The sequence below is a fragment of the Curvibacter sp. EU05-FHT14A10 genome (assembly GCF_058791075.1).
In genome coordinates, this window is record NZ_JBYTDE010000019.1 from 22,914 (window position 1) to 44,329 (window position 21,416).

Here is a 21,416-nt window from a genome sequence, read left to right on the forward strand (position 1 = left end):
CGCATGAGAGTGATTTTTGCCGGTACGCCGGAGTTTGCCCGCGTGGCGCTGGAACGGCTCCATGCGGCCGGTTTTGAGGTCCCGCTGGTGCTCACCCAGCCCGACCGGCCTGCCGGCCGCGGCCTCAAGCTGCAGCCTTCCCCGGTCAAGCAATGGGCCGTGGCGCAAGGGGTGGCCGTGGCACAACCGCGCAGCCTGCGGCTCGATGGCAAGTACCCCGATGAGGCCGCCGCGGCGCGCGAGGCCATCCTGGCGGCGCAGGCCGACGTGATGGTGGTGGCTGCCTACGGGTTGATCCTGCCGCAGTGGGTGCTGGACACGCCCCGCCTGGGCTGCCTGAACATCCACGCCTCGCTGCTGCCGCGCTGGCGCGGTGCGGCGCCCATCCACCGTGCCATCGAGGCGGGGGACTCTGAAACCGGCGTCACCATCATGCAGATGGATGCCGGGCTGGACACGGGCGACATGTTGCTGGTGGAGCGCTTGCCCATTTCAGGCACCGAGACCACCGCCACCTTGCACGATCGCCTGGCCACTCTGGGCGGGCGGATGATCGTCGAAGCCCTGGAACTGGCCGCCTGTGGTGGCCTGCGCCCTGTGCCACAACCGGCCGAAGGCGTGAACTACGCGCACAAGATCGAAAAGGCCGAGGCTGCGATGGACTGGGCGTTGTCGGCCGAAGTCATTGGCCGCCGGGTGCGCGCCTTCGATCCTTTTCCGGGTGCCCAGACGGTGTTGGGGGCCGAGACGATCAAGGTCTGGGCGGCCACCCCTGAGCCCGGTGCGGGCGACACCCCGGGACGCATCCTGGCGGTGGACGAGGGCGGCGTGCTGGTGCAGTGCGGGCAAGGCCGGCTGCGCCTGAGTGTGTTGCAGCGTGCTGGCGGCAAGCGCCTGCCGGTGGCCGATTTTCTGCGCGGCTTTCCCTTGCAGGTGGATGCCGTGCTCGGCACCGTGGCCTGAGGCCGGACGCACGCGATGTTTCTGCGCCCTGCCCATTACCGCCACTCAGCCTTCGCTGCCGGCATGAGCCAGATGTGGCCCCAGGCCCCGGGCATTGCCGCCTGGGGACTGATGACGGGCGTGGCCATGGTCAAGTCGGGCATGAGCGTCTTCGAGTCCGTGCTCATGACCTTGCTGGTGTTTGCCGGCAGCTCGCAACTGGCGGCCATTCCCTTGCTGGTGGCCGGGGCCCCGGCCTGGGTGATCCTGGCCACGGGCTTTTGCGTTAACCTGCGTTTTGTGGTGTTCAGCCTGCATTTGCGCCCCTACCTGATGCACCTGCCGCTGTGGGAGCGCCTGATGCATGGCTACCTCACGGCCGACCTGACCTATGTGCTGTTCACACGGCATTACCCCAAGCCCGGGGTGAACGCCGAAGAGCGCCTGGCCCAAACCGCTTATCTGGCGGGCAACTGCGTGGTCAACTGGGGTAGCTGGATCTCGGCCAGCCTGGTGGGTGTGGTGGCCGCCAATTTCATCCCCACGCAATGGGGGCTGGGTTTCGCCGGCATCCTGTGCCTGATCGGCATCCTGTGTTCGCTGGCCAGCACGCGGCTGCGCGCGGTGGCGGTGGCGGTGGCCGGTGTGGCCGCCGTGCTGGCCTATGCCTTGCCACTCAAGCTCAACATCGTGGCCGCCATTGCGGTGGCCGTGCTGCTGTGTCTGAGCCTGGAGCGCTTTGAACCTCGGCGCGCGGCAGGCGCCCCGCACTGAATCGCATCGCCTGAAAACACCTGATGGAAAGCACCTGATGGGGACTACCGACCTCTGGACCGTTGCCGTCATCATCGGCCTGGCCTGCGTGACCGTGATCGCACGCAGCTTCTTTTTCATGTCGAGCAAGCCCTGGAGCCTGCCCCACTGGGCCCAGCGAGGTTTGCAGTACGCACCCATCGCGGCCCTGGCGGCGGTGGTGGTGCCCGAGGTGGTGATGGTGCAGGGCCATCTCACCCCTTCGTTGCAGGACGCCCGACTGTATGGTGCCCTGGCCGGTGCTGCGGCCTATTACTGGAAGAAGGACGTGCTGCTGACCATTGTGCTGGGCATGGCGGTGTACCTGCCGCTGCACATCGGCCTGGGCTGGTGAGGCGTCGGGGCCGGCCCTGGGCCTGGGTTGTGTCAGTTTGACGAAGCCCATGCTTCTAGAATGGAAGGGTTTTGTCCAGAACCAAAGCCAAGCCATGAACGTCATCCGATTTTCCGACCTGTGCGCCAGCGGCCAAGCCCGCGACAAGCGCGTCTTCATCCGAGCCGACCTGAACGTGCCCCAGGACGACGCAGGCCACATCACCGAAGACACCCGCATCCGTGCCAGCGTTCCCTGCATCCAGATGGCGCTGCAGGCCGGTGCCGCCGTGATGGTCACCTCGCACCTGGGCCGCCCGACCGAGGGTGAGTTCAAGCCCGAGGACTCGCTGGCCCCCGTGGCCAAGCGCCTGGGCGAGCTGCTGGGGCGCGAGGTGCCTTTGGTCTCCAACTGGGTCGACGGCGTGAGCGTGGCCCCTGGCCAGGTGGTCCTGCTTGAAAACTGCCGCCTGAACGTGGGCGAGAAAAAGAACAAGGAAGAGCTGGCCCGCAAACTGGCTGCCCTGTGCGACATCTTTGTGCACGACGCCTTTGGCACCGCACACCGTGCCGAGGGCACCACCTACGGCATCGCCCAGTTTGCCCCCGTGGCCTGTGCCGGTCCGCTGCTGGCGGCCGAGATCGACGCCATCTCCAAGGCCCTGGCCAATCCCAAGCGCCCGCTGGCCGCCATCGTGGCTGGCAGCAAGGTCAGCACCAAGCTGACCATTCTGCAAAGTCTGGCCAAGAACGTTGATCAGTTGATCGTGGGCGGCGGCATTGCCAACACCTTCATGCTGGCGGCCGGCCTGAAGATCGGCAAGAGTCTGGCCGAGCCAGACCTGCTGGGCGAAGCCACGGCCGTGATTGCAGCCATGAAGGCGCGCGGCGCCGAGGTGCCGATCCCCACCGACGTGGTGGTGGCCAAGACCTTCGCCATCGACGCCCCGGCCACCGTCAAGAAGGCCACCGAGGTGGAGGACGACGACCTGATCCTGGACATCGGCCCCGAGACCGCGGCCCGCCTGGCCACCCAGCTCAAGGCGGCCGGCACCATCGTCTGGAATGGTCCGGTGGGTGTGTTCGAGTTCCCTGCCTTCGAGAACGGCACCAAGGTGATCGCCCAGGCCATCGCTGAATCGAGTGCTTTCAGCATCGCCGGCGGTGGCGACACCCTGGCGGCGATTGCCAAGTACGGCATCGAAAAGCAGGTGGGCTACATCTCCACCGGCGGTGGCGCTTTCCTCGAAGTGCTGGAAGGCAAGACCCTGCCGGCCTTCGAGATCCTGTCGCGCCGCGCCAGCGAGCAGTGATTCCCCGGCCCGATTCTGTGCCCCTCAGGGGCCTGGGCCGGATGCAAAAAAGCCCCGTCAATGACGGGGCTTTTTGTTGGGCGGGTCGGCGGTGATCAGGCCGGCATCGGTTGCGGCACGCTGGTGGCCTGACCCTTGAAGTCGGTCCAGCAGCGGCGCGTGAAGTCATACAGCTTGCAGGCGCGGGCGGTCTTGAAGTACCAGCTCCACGAGAAAGGCTGGATGATGATGCGGCCTGGCAGCAGGTCTTCCAGCATCTTCTGGGCGTCCTTCAGGCGGTACAGCGGAATGCTCATGTCCACGTGGTGGGCGGTGTGCTCCATGATGTGGTGCAGCACGGCGCCGATCTGCAGCGGGAAGGTCAGGTGCACGGTGGTCGACACAAAAGGCTGGGCACGGGTCCAGGCAGCCTTGTTGTCATGCCAGGACACCTTCACATGGGTGTGGTGCACGTACACCACGAAACCGATCATGGCGAACCAGAACATCATCGGCACCACAAAGCCCAGCAGCAGCAGGGTGGCGATGGACTGGCCGGTGCTGAGGGCCGAGGCCACCAGGGCGCCGATCCAGACCACACCGTAGGCCGACACGCCCACGCAATCCCACAAGAACAGCGGGCGACGGGTGCCCATGCTCGACTTGCTGGGGAAGAACATCTTCTTCCACCAGATTTCGATCATGTAGTACAGGCCGGGGGCCCAGCCGCTGCGGTACAGGCGTTCCATGAAGCGGCGACCCGGGGTCATGGCCTCGAACTCGGCCTGGGTCTTGGGTTCCCAGACGAAATCCACACCCTTCAGATTGGTGAAGCCATGATGCACCACGTTGTGGCCCACGTCCCACAGGCTGTAGGGCGTGATCGAGGGCAAAAAGGCGATGCGGCCCAGCCATTTGTTCAGGCGGCGGTGCGGTGTCAGGCTCTGGTGACAGGCGTCGTGGCCAATGATGAACAGGCGGCCCAGCATGAAGCCGGCGGCCAGGCCGCACAGCAGCTTGAGCCAGACCGAACCCAGCAACACCACGCCACAGAGGAAGGCGCCCAGCACGGCGTAATCGAAAGCCAGCAACACAATGGCCCACAGCGTGGTGCGCTCGGACAGGGGAATCAGCCACGAGCGGATGATCTTGCGGTGGGGCAGGGGGAGGTCCGGAGCCAGCGGTGCGGGCAGCGGTTGAGGGGAGTTCTGAGTGACGTTCATGGTCGCCTAAAGGATTCTGCGAATTTAGCGGCAGGTGCGGATGGTAGGGCTTTGTCAAGACAGGCCGTTGACGCGCCTCAAAGCTGATGCATTTGTCCTGTGGCAAAGCCCCCTTGATCTGCCTGGGATTGCCGTCGGTCTAAATGCTTCAAAACCAGGATTTTCAATCATCCGCGCAGCCGGCAGCGCTGGTGCGCCACACCGCGGGCGCGCACGGCTCGCGCAGCACCCTGGCGCGCACCCGGCGGGCGTGGTTCTGACGCAGACCAAGCCCGGGGCCGCGCACAATGCAAGCCGGATCGAATGTCCGTGTCCGCTAGGCGGGCATTGCGGATGGCATGTACCGCGTTGGTAACTCGATCCGTGTGAAAATAGAAACTAAGTTACAGGAGACACTGCATGAGCACCCGCCGCGCCACCAAAATCGTCGCCACCCTTGGCCCCGCCTCCAGCGATCCCGATCTGCTGGAAAAAATGATCCGTGCGGGCGTCAATGTCGTGCGGCTGAATTTCAGCCATGGCAAGGCCCAGGACCACATCGACCGCGCCACCCTGGTGCGTGCTGCTGCCCAGCGCGCCGGGCGCGAAGTGGCCATCATGGCTGACCTGCAGGGGCCGAAGATCCGCGTCGGCAAGTTCGCCGAAGGCAAGGTGATGCTTGAGCCGGGCATGCCGTTCGTGCTGGATGCCTCACGCGCTGAGCCGGGTGACCTGCAGGGCGTTGGGCTGGACTACAAGGAGCTGCCGCGCGACGTCAAGGCGGGCGACGTGCTGCTGCTCAACGACGGCCTGATCGTGCTGACCGTCACCGCCGTGCGCGGCGAGCAGGTGCACACCGTGGTCAAGCTCGGTGGTGAGCTGTCCAACAACAAGGGCATCAACAAACAGGGGGGCGGCCTGACCGCCCCGGCGCTGACCGCCAAAGACATGGAAGACATCCGCACCGCGATGAGCTTCCAGGCCGACTACGTGGCGGTGAGCTTTCCCAAGAACGCCACCGACATGGAAATGGCTCGCCAGCTGTGCAACGTGGCCGCGGCCGAATACCGCCACAAGCCGGGCCTGATCGCCAAGATCGAACGGGCCGAGGCCATCCCGCGCCTGGAGGAAATCCTGGCCGCCAGCGACGGCATCATGGTGGCGCGCGGCGACCTGGCTGTCGAAGTGGGCAACGCGGTGGTGCCGGCGCTGCAAAAGCGCATGATCCGCCTGGCCCGCGACAACGACAAGGTCGTGATCACCGCCACCCAGATGATGGAAAGCATGATCACCAACCCCGTGCCCACCCGCGCCGAGGTCAGTGACGTGGCCAACGCCGTGCTCGACGGCACCGATGCCGTGATGCTTTCGGCCGAGACCGCCGCCGGCAAATTTCCGCTTGAGACGGTCGAGGAGATGGCCAAGATCTGCAGCGCTGCCGAGGCCGCCGAGGAAGTCGAACTGGAAGCCGACTTCATGGGCAAATCGTTCAATCGCATCGACCAATCGATCGCCATGGGCGCGCTGTTCACGGCTCACCACCTGGGCGCCAAGGCCATCGTGGCCATGACGGACAGTGGCTCGACCGCCCTGTGGATGAGCCGTCACCGCATCCACGTGCCCATCTACGCCCTCACCACCAAGGTGGCCACGCAGCGCCGCATGGCCTTGTTCCGCAATGTGCGCCCCCTGCTCATGGACACCAGTGGCGACCGCGATACCGCCTTGGTTCAGGCCGAAGCCCACCTCAAGAAGCGCGGCATCGTGGGCAGCGGTGATGTGTACGCCATCACCTGTGGCGAGCCCATGGGGGCGCCCGGCGGCACCAACATGTTGAAGATCTGCCGCGTCAGCTGAGCGCGACCCTTCCCCTGGCACCCGGAAGGGCGCCAGGGAGCGGCCCTGGGAGCCCGTCTGGGCATGGCGTGGCGTGGCGACATACGGCTAAAATCTCTGCAGTTACAGCGGGGTTACCAAGCCGGGGCTTGCCCGCGTTCACCGATTCATCATTACCTCCCAGGGATCTACACCATGTCTCTCGTTTCCATGCGCGAACTGCTGGACCACGCCGCCGCCAACGGCTACGGCATTCCAGCCTTCAACGTCAACAACCTGGAGCAGGTTCAGGCCGTGATGGCTGCGGCCGACGAAGTGGGCGCTCCGGTCATCCTGCAGGCCAGCGCCGGTGCCCGCAAGTACGCCGGTGAGCCCTTCATCAAGCACCTGATCCAGGCCGCCACCGAAGCCTATCCCCACATTCCGCTGGTGATGCACCAGGACCACGGCACCAGCCCCAAGATCTGTGCTGGCGCCGTCGACCTGGGCTTCGGCTCGGTGATGATGGACGGTTCGCTGCGTGAAGACGGCAAGACCCCGGCCGACTTCGCCTACAACGTGGACGTCACCCGTCAGGTGGTTGCCATGGCCCACAAGGTTGGCGTCACCGTGGAAGGCGAACTCGGCTGCCTGGGCTCGCTGGAAACCGGCGAGGCGGGCGAAGAAGATGGCATCGGTGCCGTCGGCAAGCTCGACCACAGCCAGATGCTGACCGACCCCGAAGAGGCGGCCCGCTTCGTCCAGGAAACCCAGCTCGATGCCCTGGCCATTGCCATCGGCACCAGCCACGGCGCCTACAAATTCAGCCGTCCGCCCACCGGCGATGTGCTGGCCATCAGCCGCGTCAAGGAAATCCACGCCCGCATCCCCAACACCCACCTGGTGATGCATGGTTCGTCGTCGGTGCCCCAGGAACTGCTGGCCCTGATCAACCAGTACGGCGGCAAGATGAAGGAAACCTACGGCGTGCCCGTGGCCGAAATCCAGGAAGCCATCAAGTTCGGCGTGCGCAAGATCAACATCGACACCGACATCCGCCTGGCCATGACCGGCGCGGTGCGCAAGTTCCTGGCCGAGAACCCCGACAAGTTCGATGCCCGCGAGTGGCTCAAGCCGGCCCGCGAAGCCGCCAAGGCGGTGTGCAAGCAGCGCTACCTCGAATTCGGTTGCGAAGGCCAGGGTGCCAAGATCAAGGGCGCGACCCTGCAGATCATGGCCGCACGCTACGCCGCCGGCGAGTTGGCCCAGGTGGTGAACTGAGGCCCCCACGCTTCCTCACTTCGTGTGGTCGCTGCCCCCCAAGGGGCCCAGCCCGCCTTCGGGCGGCCGGGCGGCGGGCTGTACTGAGGCCCCCACGCTCCCTCACTTCGTGTGGTCGCTGCCCCCCAAGGGGGCCCAGCCCGCCTTCGGGCGGCCGGGCGGCGGGCTGTACTGAGGCCCCCACGCTTCCTCACTTCGTGTGGTCGCTGCCCCCCAAGGGGGCCCAGCTCGCCTTCGGGCGGCCGGGCGGCGGGCTGTACTGCCCCCACGCTCCCTCACTTCGTGTTTGCCCCAGGGGGCCGCAGGCCGCCTTGGGGCGGCCCGGCGCCGGCCTGTTCACTTCGTTGCAGGGCTGCTGAAAGAAGACAGGGGCTTGAAGGCCCCTGCGGGGCCTTTTTTCATGGCCGGGCCTTGCCTCTGGCGTCATCTGCCGGGCCGCCTCATGGCGTGGCCGGTCGACTCTTGCGATAATCACGCTGAATAGCGCGGGCCCGTTGACTGTTCAGCGGGCTTTTTCATTTCTGGGTTTCCGCCGTTTTCTCTGAAGTCAAAACCATGTCCACCGCCTTGCACACCTCTGCCCTCCATTCCCTCTCCCTGCTGGCCCGTGGCAAGGTGCGCGACAACTATGCCGTGGGCACCGACCGCATCCTGATGGTGGCCAGCGACCGGCTCTCTGCCTTTGACGTCATCATGGGCGAGCCCATCCCCGGCAAGGGCGAACTGCTGACCCAGATGGCGCTGTTCTGGTTCGACAAGCTGGGCCACCTGTGCCCCAACCACCTGACTGGCGACGCCCCCGAGAGCGTGGTGGCCGCTGACGAAGTGGCCCAGGTCGCGGGCCGTTCGATGCTCGTCAAACGCCTCAAGCCCATTCCGGTCGAGGCCGTGGTGCGCGGCTACCTGGCTGGCAGCGGCTGGAAGGAGTACCAGGAAAGCCGCTCGGTCTGTGGCGTGCCCCTGCCCGAAGGCCTGAAGAACGCATCCCGCCTGCCCGAGCCCATCTACACGCCTGCGGCCAAAGCCGAGATGGGCGAGCACGACGAGAACATCACCTTCGAGCGCACGGTCGAGATGATCGGCCTGGACCTGGCTACCCGCATCCGCGACATCAGCATCGCCATCTACAAGGCCGCAGCCGAGATCGCGCTGACCAAGGGCATGATCATTGCCGACACCAAGTTCGAATTCGGCCTGGACACCGACGGCAGCCTGGTGCTGATGGACGAGGTGCTCACCCCCGACAGCTCGCGCTACTGGCCGGTGGAAGGCTATGACGCCGCTTTTGCGGCCGGCGAAAACCCGCCCAGCTACGACAAGCAGTTCGTGCGTGACTGGCTCGAAGCCGTCCGTGTCAATGGCGCCCCCTGGAACAAGACGGCACCTGCACCTCGTTTGCCGCGTGAAGTGATCGAGAAGACGGCCGCCAAGTACCGCGAAGCCCTGGACCGCCTCACCGCCTGATCCAGCGCAGGGGTGGCAGGGCCTGCGACCCCGATGTGCTTTGTAGTAACCCGATAACACCCGCACGTCGCGGGCAGCCAGAACAATCAAGTCGCCTCAAACCCAAAGGAGACTGACATGGCTGGCAAGAAGATTTTGATGATCTGCGGGGATTACTGCGAAGACTACGAAGTGATGGTGCCTTTCCAGGCGCTGCTGGCGGTGGGCCACACGGTGCATGCGGTGTGCCCCGACAAGAAGGCGGGTGACGCCATCAAGACGGCCATCCATGATTTCGAAGGCGCCCAGACCTACAGCGAAAAGCCTGGGCACAACTTTGTGCTCAACGCCACCTTCGCCGAGGTGCGCCCCGACCAGTACGACGCCCTGGTCGTGCCCGGCGGCCGCGGCCCCGAGTACCTGCGCACCTACCCTGCCGTGGTGGCGGCGGTGCGTCATTTCTTTGACGCCGACAAGCCCGTGGCCGCCATCTGCCATGGCGCTCAGTTGCTGGCGGGCGCCGGCGTGCTGAAAGACCGCACCTGCTCCGCCTACCCGGCCTGTCGCGCCGAGGTGGAACTGGCTGGGGGCCGCTACGCCGACATCGCCGTCGACAAGGCACACACCGACGGCAAGCTCGTTTCTGCCCCCGCCTGGCCGGCCCATCCGGACTGGATCGCCCAGTTCTTGCACGTGCTGGGCACCCGTATTACCCACTGAGGCCCGAGAAAAGGCCGTCATGTGACTTGACGGCCCGCCCGGCCGGCCGCGAAGATGCGAGCCTGCCCAGGAGACAACCCCATGTGCCAGGTGTTCATCAGCGCCGACCCGCGCCTGTACGATAACCGCGCCCGCTCCGTGCGCCTGCACGGCGTGGCGACCAGCATCCGGCTGGAAAACCTGTTCTGGCAGGTGCTCGAAGAAATCGCCGCACGCGACGGCATGAGCGTGCCCCAACTGTGCGCCAGGCTTCATGACGAACTGCAGGCCGAACGCGGCAGCGTCGAAAACTTTGCGTCCTTCCTGCGCGTCTGCTGCGGCCGCTACATGGCCCTGCAACTCAGCGGCGGCATCCCCCAGGACACCAGCATCCCCATCCGCAGCCTCAACCCGGAGCGGGTGCTCGCGACAGAACACCACCGCCCCACCCCTCACCCGACTCGGCACGCGGCTTGACGACCACCAGGCGGCCCGTGGCCGCCTCGGGGGGGGGACGCAGTGAGCGAGCGCAGGGGCCTTCAGGCCTCTGTCTTCATCCAGCAGGCCTGCAACGAAGTGAACAGGCCGGCGCCGGGCCGCCCCAAGGCGGCCTGCGGCCCCCCCGGGGGGCAGCGACCACACGAAGTGAGGGAGCGTGGGGGCCTCAGTTCAACGCCATGCTCAGCCTGCGCCGGTACTTTGACACCAGCTCGGCCTGTGGATCCAGCTCGGCCACCGACTTGCCGGCCAGTTCGATGCCGCCCGCGCTCTTGCCGGCGGCCTCTGCGGCGTTGGCCTTGGGCTTGGGCGGGGTCAGCAATTCCAGGATGGCCACAAAGGTCTTGCGCGCCGCTTCCTGGTTCCAGGTCTTGTCGCGCATGATGATTTCCAGCAACTCATCCATGGCGCCGGTCCAGTCGCCCAGCGCGATCAGCATGCGGCTCTTGGCAAAGCGGGTCTCGAAGTCGCGCTTGTTCTCGGCGATGCGGGCATCGAAATCGGTCAGTGCCCACTGGCCGCGTTCATCGGTGCTCACGAATGCCAGGGCTTCCATCCAGTGCAGCAGGGCCTCAAAACGCAGCGGCTTGGGGATGCGGCTCAGCGGCTCGGTCAGCAGGGCACGGGCCTCCTCGAAGCCACCCTCGGCGATCAGCAGTCGGGCGTAGTCGAAGCGCGCATCGTCATTGCCCGGGTCGGCGGCCACGGCGTCGGCCAGCTTCGCCATGGCCGCTTCGGTGTCGCCGGACTCCAGCAGGGCCTCAGCCTCTTCGGTCTCGCTTTCGGCCAGCAGCGCTTCTTCGGAAGGCACATGCTTGTCCAGAAAGGCCCGCAATTCTGCAGGGGGAATCGCCCCCATGAAGCCATCCACCGGCTTGCCACCCATCAGCAAAATGCAGGTGGGCAGGCTTCGGATGCCGAAAGCCCCCGCCAGCTGCTGTTCCTCATCGGCGTTGATCTTGACCAGTTTGAAGCGGCCTGCGTAGTCTTCCTCGAGCTTTTCCAGCAGTGGACCCAGTTGTTTGCAGGGGCCGCACCAGTCGGCCCAGAAGTCCACCAGCACGGGTGTGCTCATCGAAGCGGCAATGACTTCGGTTTCAAAGTTTTGGATCGTGACGTCAATCATTTCGTAGCCTTCTGGGCCTAAAAGTAAAATTCAGGGTTGCAACCCGGTGTCCCCGGCTGTGGCGGGCCCAAACGGACCTGCTGGCCCGCACCGAACCTTACAGCCTATGACAAGCAGCAGCATTCAAATCGGCGTGGTCATGGGTTCCAGCAGTGACTGGGACACCATGCAGCATGCAGTCCAGATTCTCCAGCAATTCGGCATCGCCCACGAAGCCCGGGTGGTTTCGGCGCACCGGATGCCGGACGACATGTTCGCCTACGCCGAAGCCGCCGTCGGCCGGGGCCTGAAAGCGATCATCGCCGGGGCCGGGGGCGCCGCCCACCTGCCCGGCATGATTGCCGCCAAGACCACGGTGCCCGTGCTGGGCGTGCCAGTGGCCAGCCGCCACCTGCAGGGCGTGGATTCGCTGCACAGCATCGTGCAGATGCCCAAGGGCATCCCGGTGGCCACCTTTGCCATCGGTGCGGCAGGTGCCGCCAATGCCGCCTTGTTTGCGGTGGCCCTGCTGGCGGGTGAAGACCCGGCGCTGCGCCAGCGCCTGGAGGCCTTCCGTGCCGAACAAACCGAAGTGGCCCGCGCCATGACACTGCCGCCCGCGGCATGACGACGATGACGAACACACCACGCCAACCCCTCTTGCCTGCTTCCCAGGGCGAAACCACCCTGGGCGTGCTCGGCGGCGGCCAACTGGGTCGCATGTTTGTGCACGCGGCCCAGCAGATGGGGTATTTCACCGCCGTGCTCGACCCGGACCCGACCAGCCCGGCCGGCCGTGTCAGCCACCACCACATCCAGACCGATTACCTCGATCCCCAGGGACTGGCCGAATTGAGCCGCTTGTGCAGCGCGGTGACCACCGAGTTCGAAAACGTGCCGGCGCAGGCGCTGGCCACCCTGGCCGAACAGCGGCCGGTGGCGCCCGCCGCCTCGGCCGTCTCCATCGCCCAGGACCGGGCCCGCGAGAAGGCCCACTTCGTGAGTTGTGGCGTGCCCTGTGCGCCCTATGCCGTGATCGAGACTGAAGCCCAGCTGGCCGCGCTGGACGAAGCCGCGCTGCTGCCCGGCATCCTCAAGACCGCCCGCATGGGGTACGACGGCAAAGGCCAGGTGCGGGTCAAGACCCGCGCCGAGCTGGCGGCCGCCTGGCAAGACCTGAAGCAGGTGCCCTGCGTGCTCGAAAAAATGCTGCCCCTGGCGGTCGAGTGCTCGGTCATCGTGGCGCGTGACGCGACCGGCCAGCAAGTCAACTTTCCGGTGCAGCGCAACCTGCACCGCGACGGCATCCTGGCCGTCACCGAGGTGTTCGAGGGCAATGTGAGCGCCGAGGTGGCGGCACAGGCCGTGGCGGCCGCCCGTTCGGTAGCGCAGGGGCTGGACTACGTGGGCGTGCTGTGCGTCGAGTTCTTTGTGCTGCAGGACGGTTCGCTGGTGGTCAATGAGATCGCCCCCCGCCCGCACAACAGTGGCCACTACACCATCGATGCCTGCGACCTGTCGCAGTTCGACCTGCAGGTGCGTGCCATGGTCGGCCTGCCCCTGGTGCAGCCGCGCCTGCACAGCCCCACCATCATGCTCAACCTGCTCGGCGATTTGTGGTTCGAGCCCGGCAGCGATCAGCAACGCACCCCGGCCTGGGACCGCATCCTGGCCTTGCCCGGTGCGCACCTGCATCTGTACGGCAAGCTCGATGCCAAGCGGGGCCGCAAGATGGGGCACCTGAACTTCACCGGCCCCAGCCCCGACGCGGTGCGCACGCAGGCCTTGCAGGCCGCAGCCATCCTCGGCATGGCGCCTTTTTGAGCTGGCCGGAGTCCGACACCATGATTCTTGATGGGCAAGACCCCGCCGCGGTGCTGAGTGCCGCCCAGGCGTTGGCGCGCGGCGAACTGGTGGGCCTGCCCACCGAGACGGTTTACGGCCTGGCGGCCGATGCCGGCAGTGACCCGGCTGTGGCGCGTATTTTTTCGGCCAAGGGGCGGCCCAGTGACCACCCCCTGATCGTGCATGTGGCCGGGGTGGAGGGCGTGAGCGCCTTTGCCCGCGAGGTGCCTGCGTTCGCCCAGCGCTTGATCCAGGCCTTCTGGCCCGGCCCCTTGACGCTGATCCTGCCGCGCCGCCCGGAAGCCGGCTCTGCTGCGGCGGCTGGCCAGGACTCGGTGGGCCTGCGCTGCCCCTCGCACCCCGTGGCCCATGCGCTGCTCCAGGCCTGCGAAGCCCTGGGCGTGCACGGGCTGGCGGCGCCCAGCGCCAATTTGTTTGGCCGGGTCAGCCCCACCACGGCGGCTCACGTGCAGGGCGAGTTCGGCGATGATTTGCTGGTGCTTGAGGGTGGCGCCTGCGAGGTGGGCATCGAGTCCACCATCGTCGATTGCACCCGGGGCGCCCCGGTGCTGTTGCGCCCCGGCGGTGTCACGCGTGAGCAGATCGAGGCCGCCTGCGGCCAGCCCCTGCGCACGCGTGAGGAGCTGGCCAGCCCCGATCCGCGGGCCTCGGGCACCCTGGAGGCCCACTACGCCCCCCAGGCCAAGGTGCGCCTGATGACGGCCCAGGCCCTGCAGACCGCCCTGGATGTGCTGGGGCCTCAGGCCAGTGCGGTGGCGGTCTATGCCCGCAGCCCTTTGCGCACCCCTGCGCCGGGCGTGCTGCTGCGGCGCATGCCCGAGCAGGCCGAAGACGCCGCCCGCGAGCTGTTTGCAGCCCTGCGTGGCTTTGACCAGGCTGGCGTGAAACTGATCTGGATCGAAACCCCGCCCGCGACCCCGGCCTGGGAAGGGGTGCTCGATCGCTTGCAACGCGCTGCCGCAGCGTGATACTGGCCCTCGTTAAACTACCGGCTATCTTTTGGAGATTTCAATGACTGGAAAATGGTTGCGCCGCGCTGTGTTGCTGGCGGCTTGTGCATCGGCCGCCGTGCTCTCGGCCTGCGGCTCCAGCACCATCGAGTCGGCCCTGGCGCCCTCGCGTTTCATCGCTTTCGGCGATGGCCTCAGTGATCTGGGGCAATCCGGCTCACGCTACACCGTCAACGACAGCACGGTCAATGTCTGGACGCAGCAGGTGGCCACCAGCTATGGTGGCACCCTGGTCACCCAGGCTTCGGGCGGCACCAGCTATGCCCGGGGTCATGCCCGCATTGTGGGCACGCCCGACGATGTCAGTGGCAGCACGCTGACCGTTTCGCAGCAGGTCGACAAGTTCCTTGCCGCAGACAAGTTTGGGGCCAACGATGTGGTGCTGCTCAATGGTGGCCTGAGCGATCTGCTGGTCAGCTACAACGCCAACAGCAGCAATTCGGCCAGCTTCGCGGCCGCCATGACCCAGGCCGGCACGGACATGGGCACCCAGGTGCGCCGCCTGGTCACGGCGGGTGCCAAGTACGTGGTGGTGTCGGGCCTGTACGACGTCAGCAAGTCGCCCTGGGGCGTGGGCACCGGCCAGGCCAGCATGATCAGCAATGCGGTGCTCAAGTACAACAGCGCCCTGCTGCTGGCGATCAACGATCTGGGCGCCAACGTGCTCTACATCGACGCGGCCTACTACTACAACCTGGTGATTGCCTCGCCGACCAGCTACTCCTTGACCGATTCGACCAATGTCGCCTGCACCTCGACCGACAGCGGCGCCGGCATCGGCATTGGCAGCGGCCAGGTCAACTCCAGCCTGTGCACCACCAGCACCCTGGCCAGTGGCATCGATTACACCAAGTACACCTTTGCCGACAAGCTGTATTTCACGCCCGCTGCGCAGGTGCTGTATGGCACCTACGCCTACGGTCGCATGAAGGCGCGCTGGTAAGCCGGCGCAGGCACACGGTACGCGGTTTTGGCCGCGGTGCCGGCACCGACAACCAAGGGGGCTCAAGCCCCCTTTTTTCATGGCCGCTCCGCTCAAGGCGCGGTGCCGCCCAAAGCCCCATGAAAAAGGCCCCGCGTGCGGGGCCTTCAGCGCGTGGGCGTTTTGCCTCAGAACCGGTAACCGGCCGTCATCGTGAGCACCACGGGATGGAAGGTGATGTCCATCACCCGGGCCGCGCCGGCGGTGGTGGCGGTCAGGGTGGTCTTGACGCGGGCGGTGGCCAGCGAGCCATGCAACGACCACTTGTCGTTGATGCGGTATTCCAGGCCCACCTGGGCCGCCAGCCCCCAGGAGTCGCTGAGCTGGATGTCGGTGGGGCCGCCATTGAGCGAGTTGCCGATGTTGGTGGAACTGCGCTTGTCGAACTTGGTGTAGTTGACCCCCACGCCGACAAAGGGGCGAAGCGCGCTGCTGCTGTCGCCAAAGCTGTAGTTCAGGAACACCGTGGGCGCAAATTGCCTGATCTTGGCAATGGTCTGCCCTTGATAGGCCGACACGATGTAGCCCGGCACGATGGCCGGGTTCAGCTTGGCAGCGACGTCGTGGGTGGGCGGAACGCCCATGGCCAGTTCCACCTCCAGCCGGTCATCCAGCTTGCGGGCATAAGAGAAGAACAGCGTGCTCTGGTCTTTCACCGTCAGGCTCACGCCCGAGTTCGGTTGCAGCAGAAAGGGGCCTGTGGCGTCGCTGGCCGATGAGTTGGGTTGCACCTGGGTGTAACCCACACGGAAGATGTTGTCCTGGGCCCAGGCCGTTGTGCCACCCAGCAAGAGGGGGGCGAGGGCCAGGGCGAGAGGGTTCAGCCGGAATGTCATGTTTGTCTCCTGCGTCGTGGGTGGGGCTCAAAGGCCGGCGGCCAGCACCTGCTGGAAGAAGCCGCGCGCGGCGACCGTGCAGAACGGCGGCACCAGGCTGCCGTGGTAGGCCTGCACCACGGCGCTGGCGCCCCCGTCGGTGGCCCCTGCGGACACGGCCGCAGCGGCGGTCGAGGCCTTCAACGTGGCAAAGCCGACCTTGGCTGCCGCGAACGGGTCGCTGGCACTGGTCACGGCCGAGTCCACGTCGAGCACATTGAGCAGGCCGGTGCCCATGGCCATGGGCGAGGGGGCGCTCCACAGCTTGGCCATCAACTGGGTGTTGACGCTGTAGAACACGGTGGGATCCGCATTGCCGCCACACATCAGTACCGGGCGTGTGGGCGTCCAGTTGCGCAGGTCATTGGCCTTGAACGCCTGACGCATGGTGTTGGTCGGCGCACTGGCGGGCAGGCCGGTCGTGGTGGCGGGCACGGCCCCATCGGGGTTGGCCATCGCGTCCAGCAGGAAGGCCAGGCGTGCGTTGTTGGTCACCAGCGGGTTGCTGCCGAAGCCCAGTGCGAACAGCGGTGCCAGAGCGGCCGGGGTGGTCGGCGGCGTGATCGCGTTCAAGGTGGCCTGCAGTGCGGCCGGCGAGCCTGCGGGTGCGGTGGGTGGCGTGCTGCTGAACAGGGCCGTTTGTGGCAGTTTGCCTTGAGTCAACAGCGTGCTGAGCGAACTGGTCGATGGCAGCAAAGACTCAATGCCGGTGGCGAAGTTGCTGCTGTAGATGTCGGTCGTGCTGTTGTAAAGGTTGCCGTAGGCCTTCTGGTAGCTGGTGCTCAGCATCGGGGTGAAGATGGTCGAACCCAGGTTCACGTTGCCGTAATACACCGCGTCCACCAGCGCAGCCAGGGCGTAGGGGCCCGACAGTGGGGCCGAGGCCGTCACGCTCTTGCCCAGGGCCTGCAGCGCCCGGTGCGTGGCCATGGCCACGTGGCCACCCTGCGAGTAGCCGGTGATGAACAGCTTGCCCGAATCGGTGCCGCCGACATTGGGCAGCGCCGTGCGAGCCGCGGTCAGGGCGTCGATCATGTCCCTGGACTCTTGATCAGCGTTCAGGTAGGGGTGGTAGGTGAGCTTGGAGGCATCGTAGCCGGCGTAGTTGGGCGCCACCACGATGAAGCCTTGCGCCGCAAAGGCGGCGGCCACCAGGGCGCTCTCGCCATAGGCGTCGTTGCTCGAATCCAGGATGTTGGCGATGTTGTAGGCCTTGGCGGTGGTGGTGCCGTGGGCATACAGCACGATGGGGCGGGCGCCGCTGCAGGCGGGGTCGGTGCCCGTGGGCACCATCAGGGCGCCAGTGCCGTTGGTTGCTTCACCTGCACCGCCCACGGTGCCGTACTGGATGTAATGGAAGTTGACCCCGCATTTCGGCGTGCCGGCCACGGCCAGCAGGCCTTTGCCCGTGGCGCTGGCGCTGAGCTGGGTCTGGAAGTCGCTGGCGCTCAGCCCGGTGACGCGCAGAGGCGGGTTGTATTGCAGCGAGCCGCGGCTGCCACTGTTGTCGGTGGTGGTGCTGCCTCCGGTGTCAGAACCGCCCCCGCCGCACCCTGCCAGCAAGAGGGCCGCAACAATGGGCGCGAGGCCGATGAAATGGCGCATGGATGTCTCCTGTTAAAAATAGAACGACCGTTCGTTTTTGCGTCGCTCCATCGTAACGCTGGCGATACCTGGGTCGTCAGCGGGAAACTACCAAGGCCATTTTGGCCACTGTCAAGGCCTTCAGGCGGGTCAGGTGGGTCAGTCGGCCTGCCGGTAGCGCAGCTTCATGACCAGGATGCTGGCGGCCAGGCTCAGGGTGACTGCGTTGGCCGCCACGATGGGCCAGGCCCCCAGCGCCAGGCCGTACAGAAGCCACAGCGCCACGCCCACGGTGAACACGCTGTACATGCCCAGCGAAATGCCCCGCACGTCCCGGGTCTTGAAGGTCAGCCAGGCCTGGGGCACAAAGCTGCAGGTAGTCAGGCAGGCGGCCAGGTAGCCGGTCAGGTCGGTGAGAGACATGGGGTGGGGCGGTTCAGGGCTGGTTCTGATCCCGTGCGGTCCAGGCGATCAAGGCCTCGATCACCGGGCGCAGGGCGTTGGCATTGGGGTGGTTGGCCATGGCCACCAAGGTGTAGCGCCGGCCGCTGGCGCCATGCACCACACCGGCCACGGCGGTGACGTCGCGCAGGCTGCCGGTCTTCAGGTGGGCCGCGCCCTGCACGGCAGCGTTGTCCTTGCCCATGCGACGCAGCGTGCCGTCCACACCGCTGAGCGGCAGGGATGACAGCAGCTCGGGCATGGTGCCGCCGGCCCAGGTCGCCTGCAGCAGCCGCGTCAGGGCCTGGGCACTCACGCGGGTGTCCCGGCTCAGGCCTGAGCCGTTGTCCAGGCTGGGCAGATCGGCTTCACCGAAGCGCCGCCGCCACCACTGGCCGAGCACCTCGCGCGAGCCTGATGGTGTGCCCACCCCTTTTTGCTGCAGGCTCAGCGTCAGGAACAGCTGCTGCGCCATCACGTTGTTGCTGTACTTGTTGATGTCTCGGATCACCTCGGCGAGAGGGGGTGAGCCCAGGCTGAAGATGGGTTGCAGGCCGGCCGGCACCAGCCCGTCGCGCACCTGGCCCCCCAGGCGGCCCCCCATGTCCTTCCACAGGCCTTCCAGGGCACGGGCGTTGTAGCTGGCCGGTTCGGCATAGGCCAGGGGCCAGCTGCGTTCGCCGCAACTGGCCGGGTAACCGCCGACAAAGCTCAGGCGGTTCGGGTCGGCCAGCTGGGCCTTGAGCTGGCTGCGCCAGTCACCGCATTCGCCAGCCAGCAGCGGCACGGTGGGGCTGAATTGCACACCGGCCAACGGCGGGTCCAACTGCACCCGGGCCAGGCCCGCAGCCGGGTCGGGCACCCAGGTCAGCACCAGCGAGCGGAAGTTGATCAGCAGCGCGTCGGCGGCTGCGTTGTAGGGTTTCAGGGGTTCGCCATCAAAGTCGGCCGGGTTGGCTGCAGGCAGCTCGAAAGCGCTGTGGTCCAGCACGATGTCGCCATTGATCTGGCGGATGCCCAGGCCCTGCACCCGCCGCAGCAGCAGCCACAGGCGCTCCAGCACCAGCTTGGGGTCGCCCTGGCCCTTGATGATCAGGTTGCCTTGCAGCGTCCCCTCTCGCACCGTGCCGTCGAGGTACACCGGGGTTTGCCAGCTGAAGGCGGGCCCCAGCAGCTCCAGGGCCGCCTCGGTCGTGATCAGCTTGGTCACCGAGGCGGGGTTCATGGGCGTGCCCGGGTTCAGCGCCAGACGGGGCGGGCGCTGCCCCTGCACCTCGCTGACCAGCAGGGCCACCGAATCGCGTGGCAGGCGCGAGCGCTGCAGCGCGGCCTCGATCTCGGGGGGCAGGGGGGGCGCGGCAGAGGCCGCCAGCGCGGTGACCAGCAGCAGGCCTCCGGTCAGCAGGGTGCGCAGGCGAGAAAGGGCTCGGACAGGGGCTGGGTAAGAAGAGGTTGACAGCGTCATCAAACGGCTTTGTTTCATCGCAGGGGGATCAGTCTGGCCCCGGATCTTGACATGGCACCGTCAGCCCCGAGGCATTTCGGGATAATCCTCCCATGCGTTTTTCTCCCCGTGCGGTGGGCCTGGCGTCCGCCGTCGTCACGGTCCTGATCTGGACCGCCTTCATCGTGATCGCCCGAGCCTCGGCCCAGCGCACCCTCAGTCCCTTTGACATTGCCTTTTTGCGCATCGTCGGGGCTTCGTCCGTGCTGATGCCCTGGGCGCTGTGGCGCGCGCGCCGCGAGCGGCGCAGCCCGGCGGGCTTCAGTGGTTCGCTGGGCGGGTTGTCGCCACTGCCCTTGCGGCCCACGCTGGTGCTGGGCCTGTTCGGTGGCCTGGCCTATGCCGTGCTGGCCTACAGCGGGTTCTTTTTTGCCCCGGCTGCCCACGGCTCGGTCCTGATGCCCGGCAGCCTGCCGTTGTGGGCTTCGCTGCTCAGCATCTGGCTGCTGGGCGATCGTTTGCCGGCGGTGCGGGTGTTCGGCCTGGGCCTGATCCTGCTGGGCGACCTGTTGGTGGGGGGCGCCAGCCTGTTGGGCGCCTTGTCGGGCCAGGGCACGGTCTGGAAGGGCGATCTGCTGTTCATGGCGGCCAGCAGCTGCTGGGCCACCTACAGCGTGCTGGTGCGCCGCACCGGGGCCGACGCGGTACGGGCCACGATGGCCGTCACCGCGCTGGCGCTGCTGAGCTTTGTGCCTGTCTTTCTGTTGCTGACGCAGTCGGGCCTGCTGCCCAGTCGCCTGGGGGCAGCGCCCTGGGGGGAAATCGTCTTTCAACTGCTGTTCCAGGGACTGGGCTCGGTGGTGATTTCGGGCATCACCTTCACGCGCATGATCCAATACTTCGGCCCGGTGCGATCGACCATGATCACGGCGCTGGTGCCGGGCCTGTCGGCGTTGGGCGCTGTCTGGCTGCTGGGCGAGCCCATGCACTGGAACCTGATGCTCGGCCTGGCCCTGGTCACGGCAGGCATTGCGGCGGGGGTTCTGCCCTCGCGTCCGGCCGGGCTGTTTTCTCTTTTTTCCAAGCCGGCCAAAAGCCTGCATTGATGGCGGTCCCTGAATATGAATTTTCTTGCTTTTGACACCAGCACCGAACGCCTCTCGCTGGCTGTGGGGCGGGGCGGGGCCGTGTGGCAGCAAGAGGGCGCCGGCGGCGCCCAGTCTTCGGCCACCTTGATCCCGGCCTTGCTGGCGCTGCTGGCCCAGGCCGGCCTCACGCTGCATCAACTCGATGCCATCGTGTTCGGCAGTGGCCCGGGCTCGTTCACCGGCCTGCGCACCGCCTGCTCGGTGGCTCAGGGGCTGGCCTTCGGGGCTGGCCTGCCGGTGCTGCCTGTCAGCACGCTGTTGGCCGTGGCCGAAGAGGCGCGCCACCAGCACGGCTGCACCCGGGTGGTGGCCGCTTTGGACGCTCGCATGAACGAGGTCTACAGCGCGCCTTGCGAATGGCTGGACGGCCAGTGGCAGGTGCCCGCCGATTTCTCCCTGGGCGCGCCCGAAAGCGTGGTGGTGCCCCCGGACTGGACCTTGGCCGGCAGTGCCGCCGCGGCCTATCCTGGGCGGCTGGCTGGCGCCCCGGGCCTGGCGCTGTTGCCCACCGCCACCGCCTTGCTGCGCCTGGCACCGGCACTGTGGCAGGCGGGTCGGGCGGTGCCCGCCGAACAGGCCCTGCCCTTGTACATCCGCGACAAGGTGGCCCAGACCACCGCCGAACGCGAGGCCGACAAGGCGGCCCGCCAGTCGCAATCCTGAG

The 21,416-nt window shown here is 66.7% G+C and carries 21 protein-coding genes; 15 read left to right on the forward strand and 6 right to left on the reverse strand.

Annotation, left to right across the window (positions count from 1 at the left end; genetic code table 11):
* Positions 1 to 3 precede the first annotated feature (3 nt).
* From fmt to AC3WUT_RS25805, 4 genes are all read left to right on the forward strand, one after another.
* Complete coding sequence (gene fmt, locus AC3WUT_RS25790; RefSeq protein WP_492349922.1) at positions 4 to 963, forward strand: methionyl-tRNA formyltransferase; 960 nt, start codon at positions 4 to 6, stop codon at positions 961 to 963.
* Positions 964 to 978: 15 nt separating this feature from the next.
* Entirely contained in the window at positions 979 to 1,716 is a 738-nt protein-coding gene (locus tag AC3WUT_RS25795) for an AzlC family ABC transporter permease (protein WP_492349923.1), read from the forward strand.
* A 37-nt stretch (positions 1,717 to 1,753) separates the two neighbouring features.
* Entirely contained in the window at positions 1,754 to 2,089 is a 336-nt protein-coding gene (locus AC3WUT_RS25800) for an AzlD domain-containing protein (protein WP_492349924.1), read from the forward strand.
* A gap of 94 nt (positions 2,090 to 2,183) precedes the next feature.
* Positions 2,184 to 3,380 (forward strand): phosphoglycerate kinase, encoded by a 1,197-nt coding sequence (locus AC3WUT_RS25805; RefSeq protein ID WP_492349925.1) that lies wholly within the window; start codon positions 2,184 to 2,186, stop codon positions 3,378 to 3,380.
* 95 nt (positions 3,381 to 3,475) lie between these two features.
* Here the strand turns inward: AC3WUT_RS25805 and AC3WUT_RS25810 are convergent, their stop codons facing one another.
* Positions 3,476 to 4,582: a fatty acid desaturase gene (locus tag AC3WUT_RS25810; protein WP_492349926.1), complete on the reverse strand. Its 1,107-nt coding sequence runs from the start codon at positions 4,580 to 4,582 to the stop codon at positions 3,476 to 3,478.
* 399 nt (positions 4,583 to 4,981) lie between these two features.
* On the opposite strand from AC3WUT_RS25810, the gene pyk reads away from it, so the two are divergent.
* The 5 genes from pyk (at position 4,982) to AC3WUT_RS25835 (ending at position 10,276) form a co-directional block, all read left to right on the forward strand.
* Positions 4,982 to 6,418 carry a pyruvate kinase gene (gene pyk / locus AC3WUT_RS25815; RefSeq protein WP_492349927.1) on the forward strand — a complete coding sequence of 479 codons (1,437 nt, stop codon included), beginning with the start codon at positions 4,982 to 4,984 and terminating at the stop codon, positions 6,416 to 6,418.
* A 174-nt stretch (positions 6,419 to 6,592) separates the two neighbouring features.
* A complete protein-coding gene (gene fba, locus AC3WUT_RS25820) occupies positions 6,593 to 7,657 on the forward strand; it encodes a class II fructose-bisphosphate aldolase (RefSeq protein ID WP_492349928.1) in 1,065 nt (354 codons plus the stop codon).
* A gap of 555 nt (positions 7,658 to 8,212) precedes the next feature.
* A complete protein-coding gene (locus AC3WUT_RS25825; protein ID WP_492349929.1) occupies positions 8,213 to 9,121 on the forward strand; it encodes a phosphoribosylaminoimidazolesuccinocarboxamide synthase in 909 nt (302 codons plus the stop codon).
* 117 nt (positions 9,122 to 9,238) lie between these two features.
* Positions 9,239 to 9,820, forward strand: coding sequence for a DJ-1/PfpI family protein (locus AC3WUT_RS25830; RefSeq protein ID WP_492349930.1), 582 nt, complete (start codon positions 9,239 to 9,241; stop codon positions 9,818 to 9,820).
* Between the two features lie 81 nt (positions 9,821 to 9,901).
* Positions 9,902 to 10,276 (forward strand): ribbon-helix-helix domain-containing protein, encoded by a 375-nt coding sequence (locus tag AC3WUT_RS25835; RefSeq protein WP_492349931.1) that lies wholly within the window; start codon positions 9,902 to 9,904, stop codon positions 10,274 to 10,276.
* A 187-nt stretch (positions 10,277 to 10,463) separates the two neighbouring features.
* On the opposite strand, the gene trxA is transcribed toward AC3WUT_RS25835, so the two are convergent.
* Entirely contained in the window at positions 10,464 to 11,423 is a 960-nt protein-coding gene (gene trxA, locus AC3WUT_RS25840; RefSeq protein ID WP_492349932.1) for a thioredoxin, read from the reverse strand.
* Between the two features lie 106 nt (positions 11,424 to 11,529).
* Here trxA and purE point away from each other — a divergent pair, with 106 nt between their 5' ends.
* The 4 genes from purE to AC3WUT_RS25860 are packed head-to-tail and all read left to right on the forward strand — an operon-like array spanning position 11,530 to position 15,221.
* A complete protein-coding gene (gene purE / locus AC3WUT_RS25845) occupies positions 11,530 to 12,030 on the forward strand; it encodes a 5-(carboxyamino)imidazole ribonucleotide mutase (RefSeq protein ID WP_492349933.1) in 501 nt (166 codons plus the stop codon).
* Positions 12,027 to 13,226 (forward strand): 5-(carboxyamino)imidazole ribonucleotide synthase, encoded by a 1,200-nt coding sequence (locus tag AC3WUT_RS25850; RefSeq protein WP_492349934.1) that lies wholly within the window; start codon positions 12,027 to 12,029, stop codon positions 13,224 to 13,226. Before purE ends, AC3WUT_RS25850 begins: the two co-directional genes overlap by 4 nt.
* A gap of 20 nt (positions 13,227 to 13,246) precedes the next feature.
* Positions 13,247 to 14,236: an L-threonylcarbamoyladenylate synthase gene (locus AC3WUT_RS25855; RefSeq protein ID WP_492349935.1), complete on the forward strand. Its 990-nt coding sequence runs from the start codon at positions 13,247 to 13,249 to the stop codon at positions 14,234 to 14,236.
* 43 nt (positions 14,237 to 14,279) lie between these two features.
* Positions 14,280 to 15,221 carry an SGNH/GDSL hydrolase family protein gene (locus tag AC3WUT_RS25860; RefSeq protein ID WP_492349936.1) on the forward strand — a complete coding sequence of 314 codons (942 nt, stop codon included), beginning with the start codon at positions 14,280 to 14,282 and terminating at the stop codon, positions 15,219 to 15,221.
* Between the two features lie 167 nt (positions 15,222 to 15,388).
* On the opposite strand, the gene AC3WUT_RS25865 is transcribed toward AC3WUT_RS25860, so the two are convergent.
* The 4 genes from AC3WUT_RS25865 to dacB all read right to left on the reverse strand — a co-directional run bounded on the left by AC3WUT_RS25865 (position 15,389) and on the right by dacB (position 19,625).
* Positions 15,389 to 16,096: an OmpW/AlkL family protein gene (locus tag AC3WUT_RS25865; protein WP_492349937.1), complete on the reverse strand. Its 708-nt coding sequence runs from the start codon at positions 16,094 to 16,096 to the stop codon at positions 15,389 to 15,391.
* A gap of 27 nt (positions 16,097 to 16,123) precedes the next feature.
* Complete coding sequence (locus AC3WUT_RS25870) at positions 16,124 to 17,740, reverse strand: alpha/beta hydrolase family protein (RefSeq protein ID WP_492349938.1); 1,617 nt, start codon at positions 17,738 to 17,740, stop codon at positions 16,124 to 16,126.
* A 138-nt stretch (positions 17,741 to 17,878) separates the two neighbouring features.
* Positions 17,879 to 18,142: a SemiSWEET transporter gene (locus AC3WUT_RS25875; RefSeq protein ID WP_492349939.1), complete on the reverse strand. Its 264-nt coding sequence runs from the start codon at positions 18,140 to 18,142 to the stop codon at positions 17,879 to 17,881.
* Between the two features lie 13 nt (positions 18,143 to 18,155).
* The gene (gene dacB / locus AC3WUT_RS25880; RefSeq protein WP_492349940.1) at positions 18,156 to 19,625 is read right to left on the reverse strand and encodes a D-alanyl-D-alanine carboxypeptidase/D-alanyl-D-alanine endopeptidase; all 1,470 of its coding nucleotides are present in this window, start codon (positions 19,623 to 19,625) and stop codon (positions 18,156 to 18,158) included.
* A gap of 92 nt (positions 19,626 to 19,717) precedes the next feature.
* Between dacB and AC3WUT_RS25885 the strand changes: the two genes are divergently transcribed.
* Positions 19,718 to 20,710, forward strand: a complete 993-nt coding sequence (locus tag AC3WUT_RS25885; protein WP_492349941.1) for a DMT family transporter — start codon at positions 19,718 to 19,720, stop codon at positions 20,708 to 20,710.
* Between the two features lie 15 nt (positions 20,711 to 20,725).
* Entirely contained in the window at positions 20,726 to 21,415 is a 690-nt protein-coding gene (gene tsaB, locus AC3WUT_RS25890; protein ID WP_492349942.1) for a tRNA (adenosine(37)-N6)-threonylcarbamoyltransferase complex dimerization subunit type 1 TsaB, read from the forward strand.
* The last annotated feature ends 1 nt before the right edge of the window (position 21,416 follow it).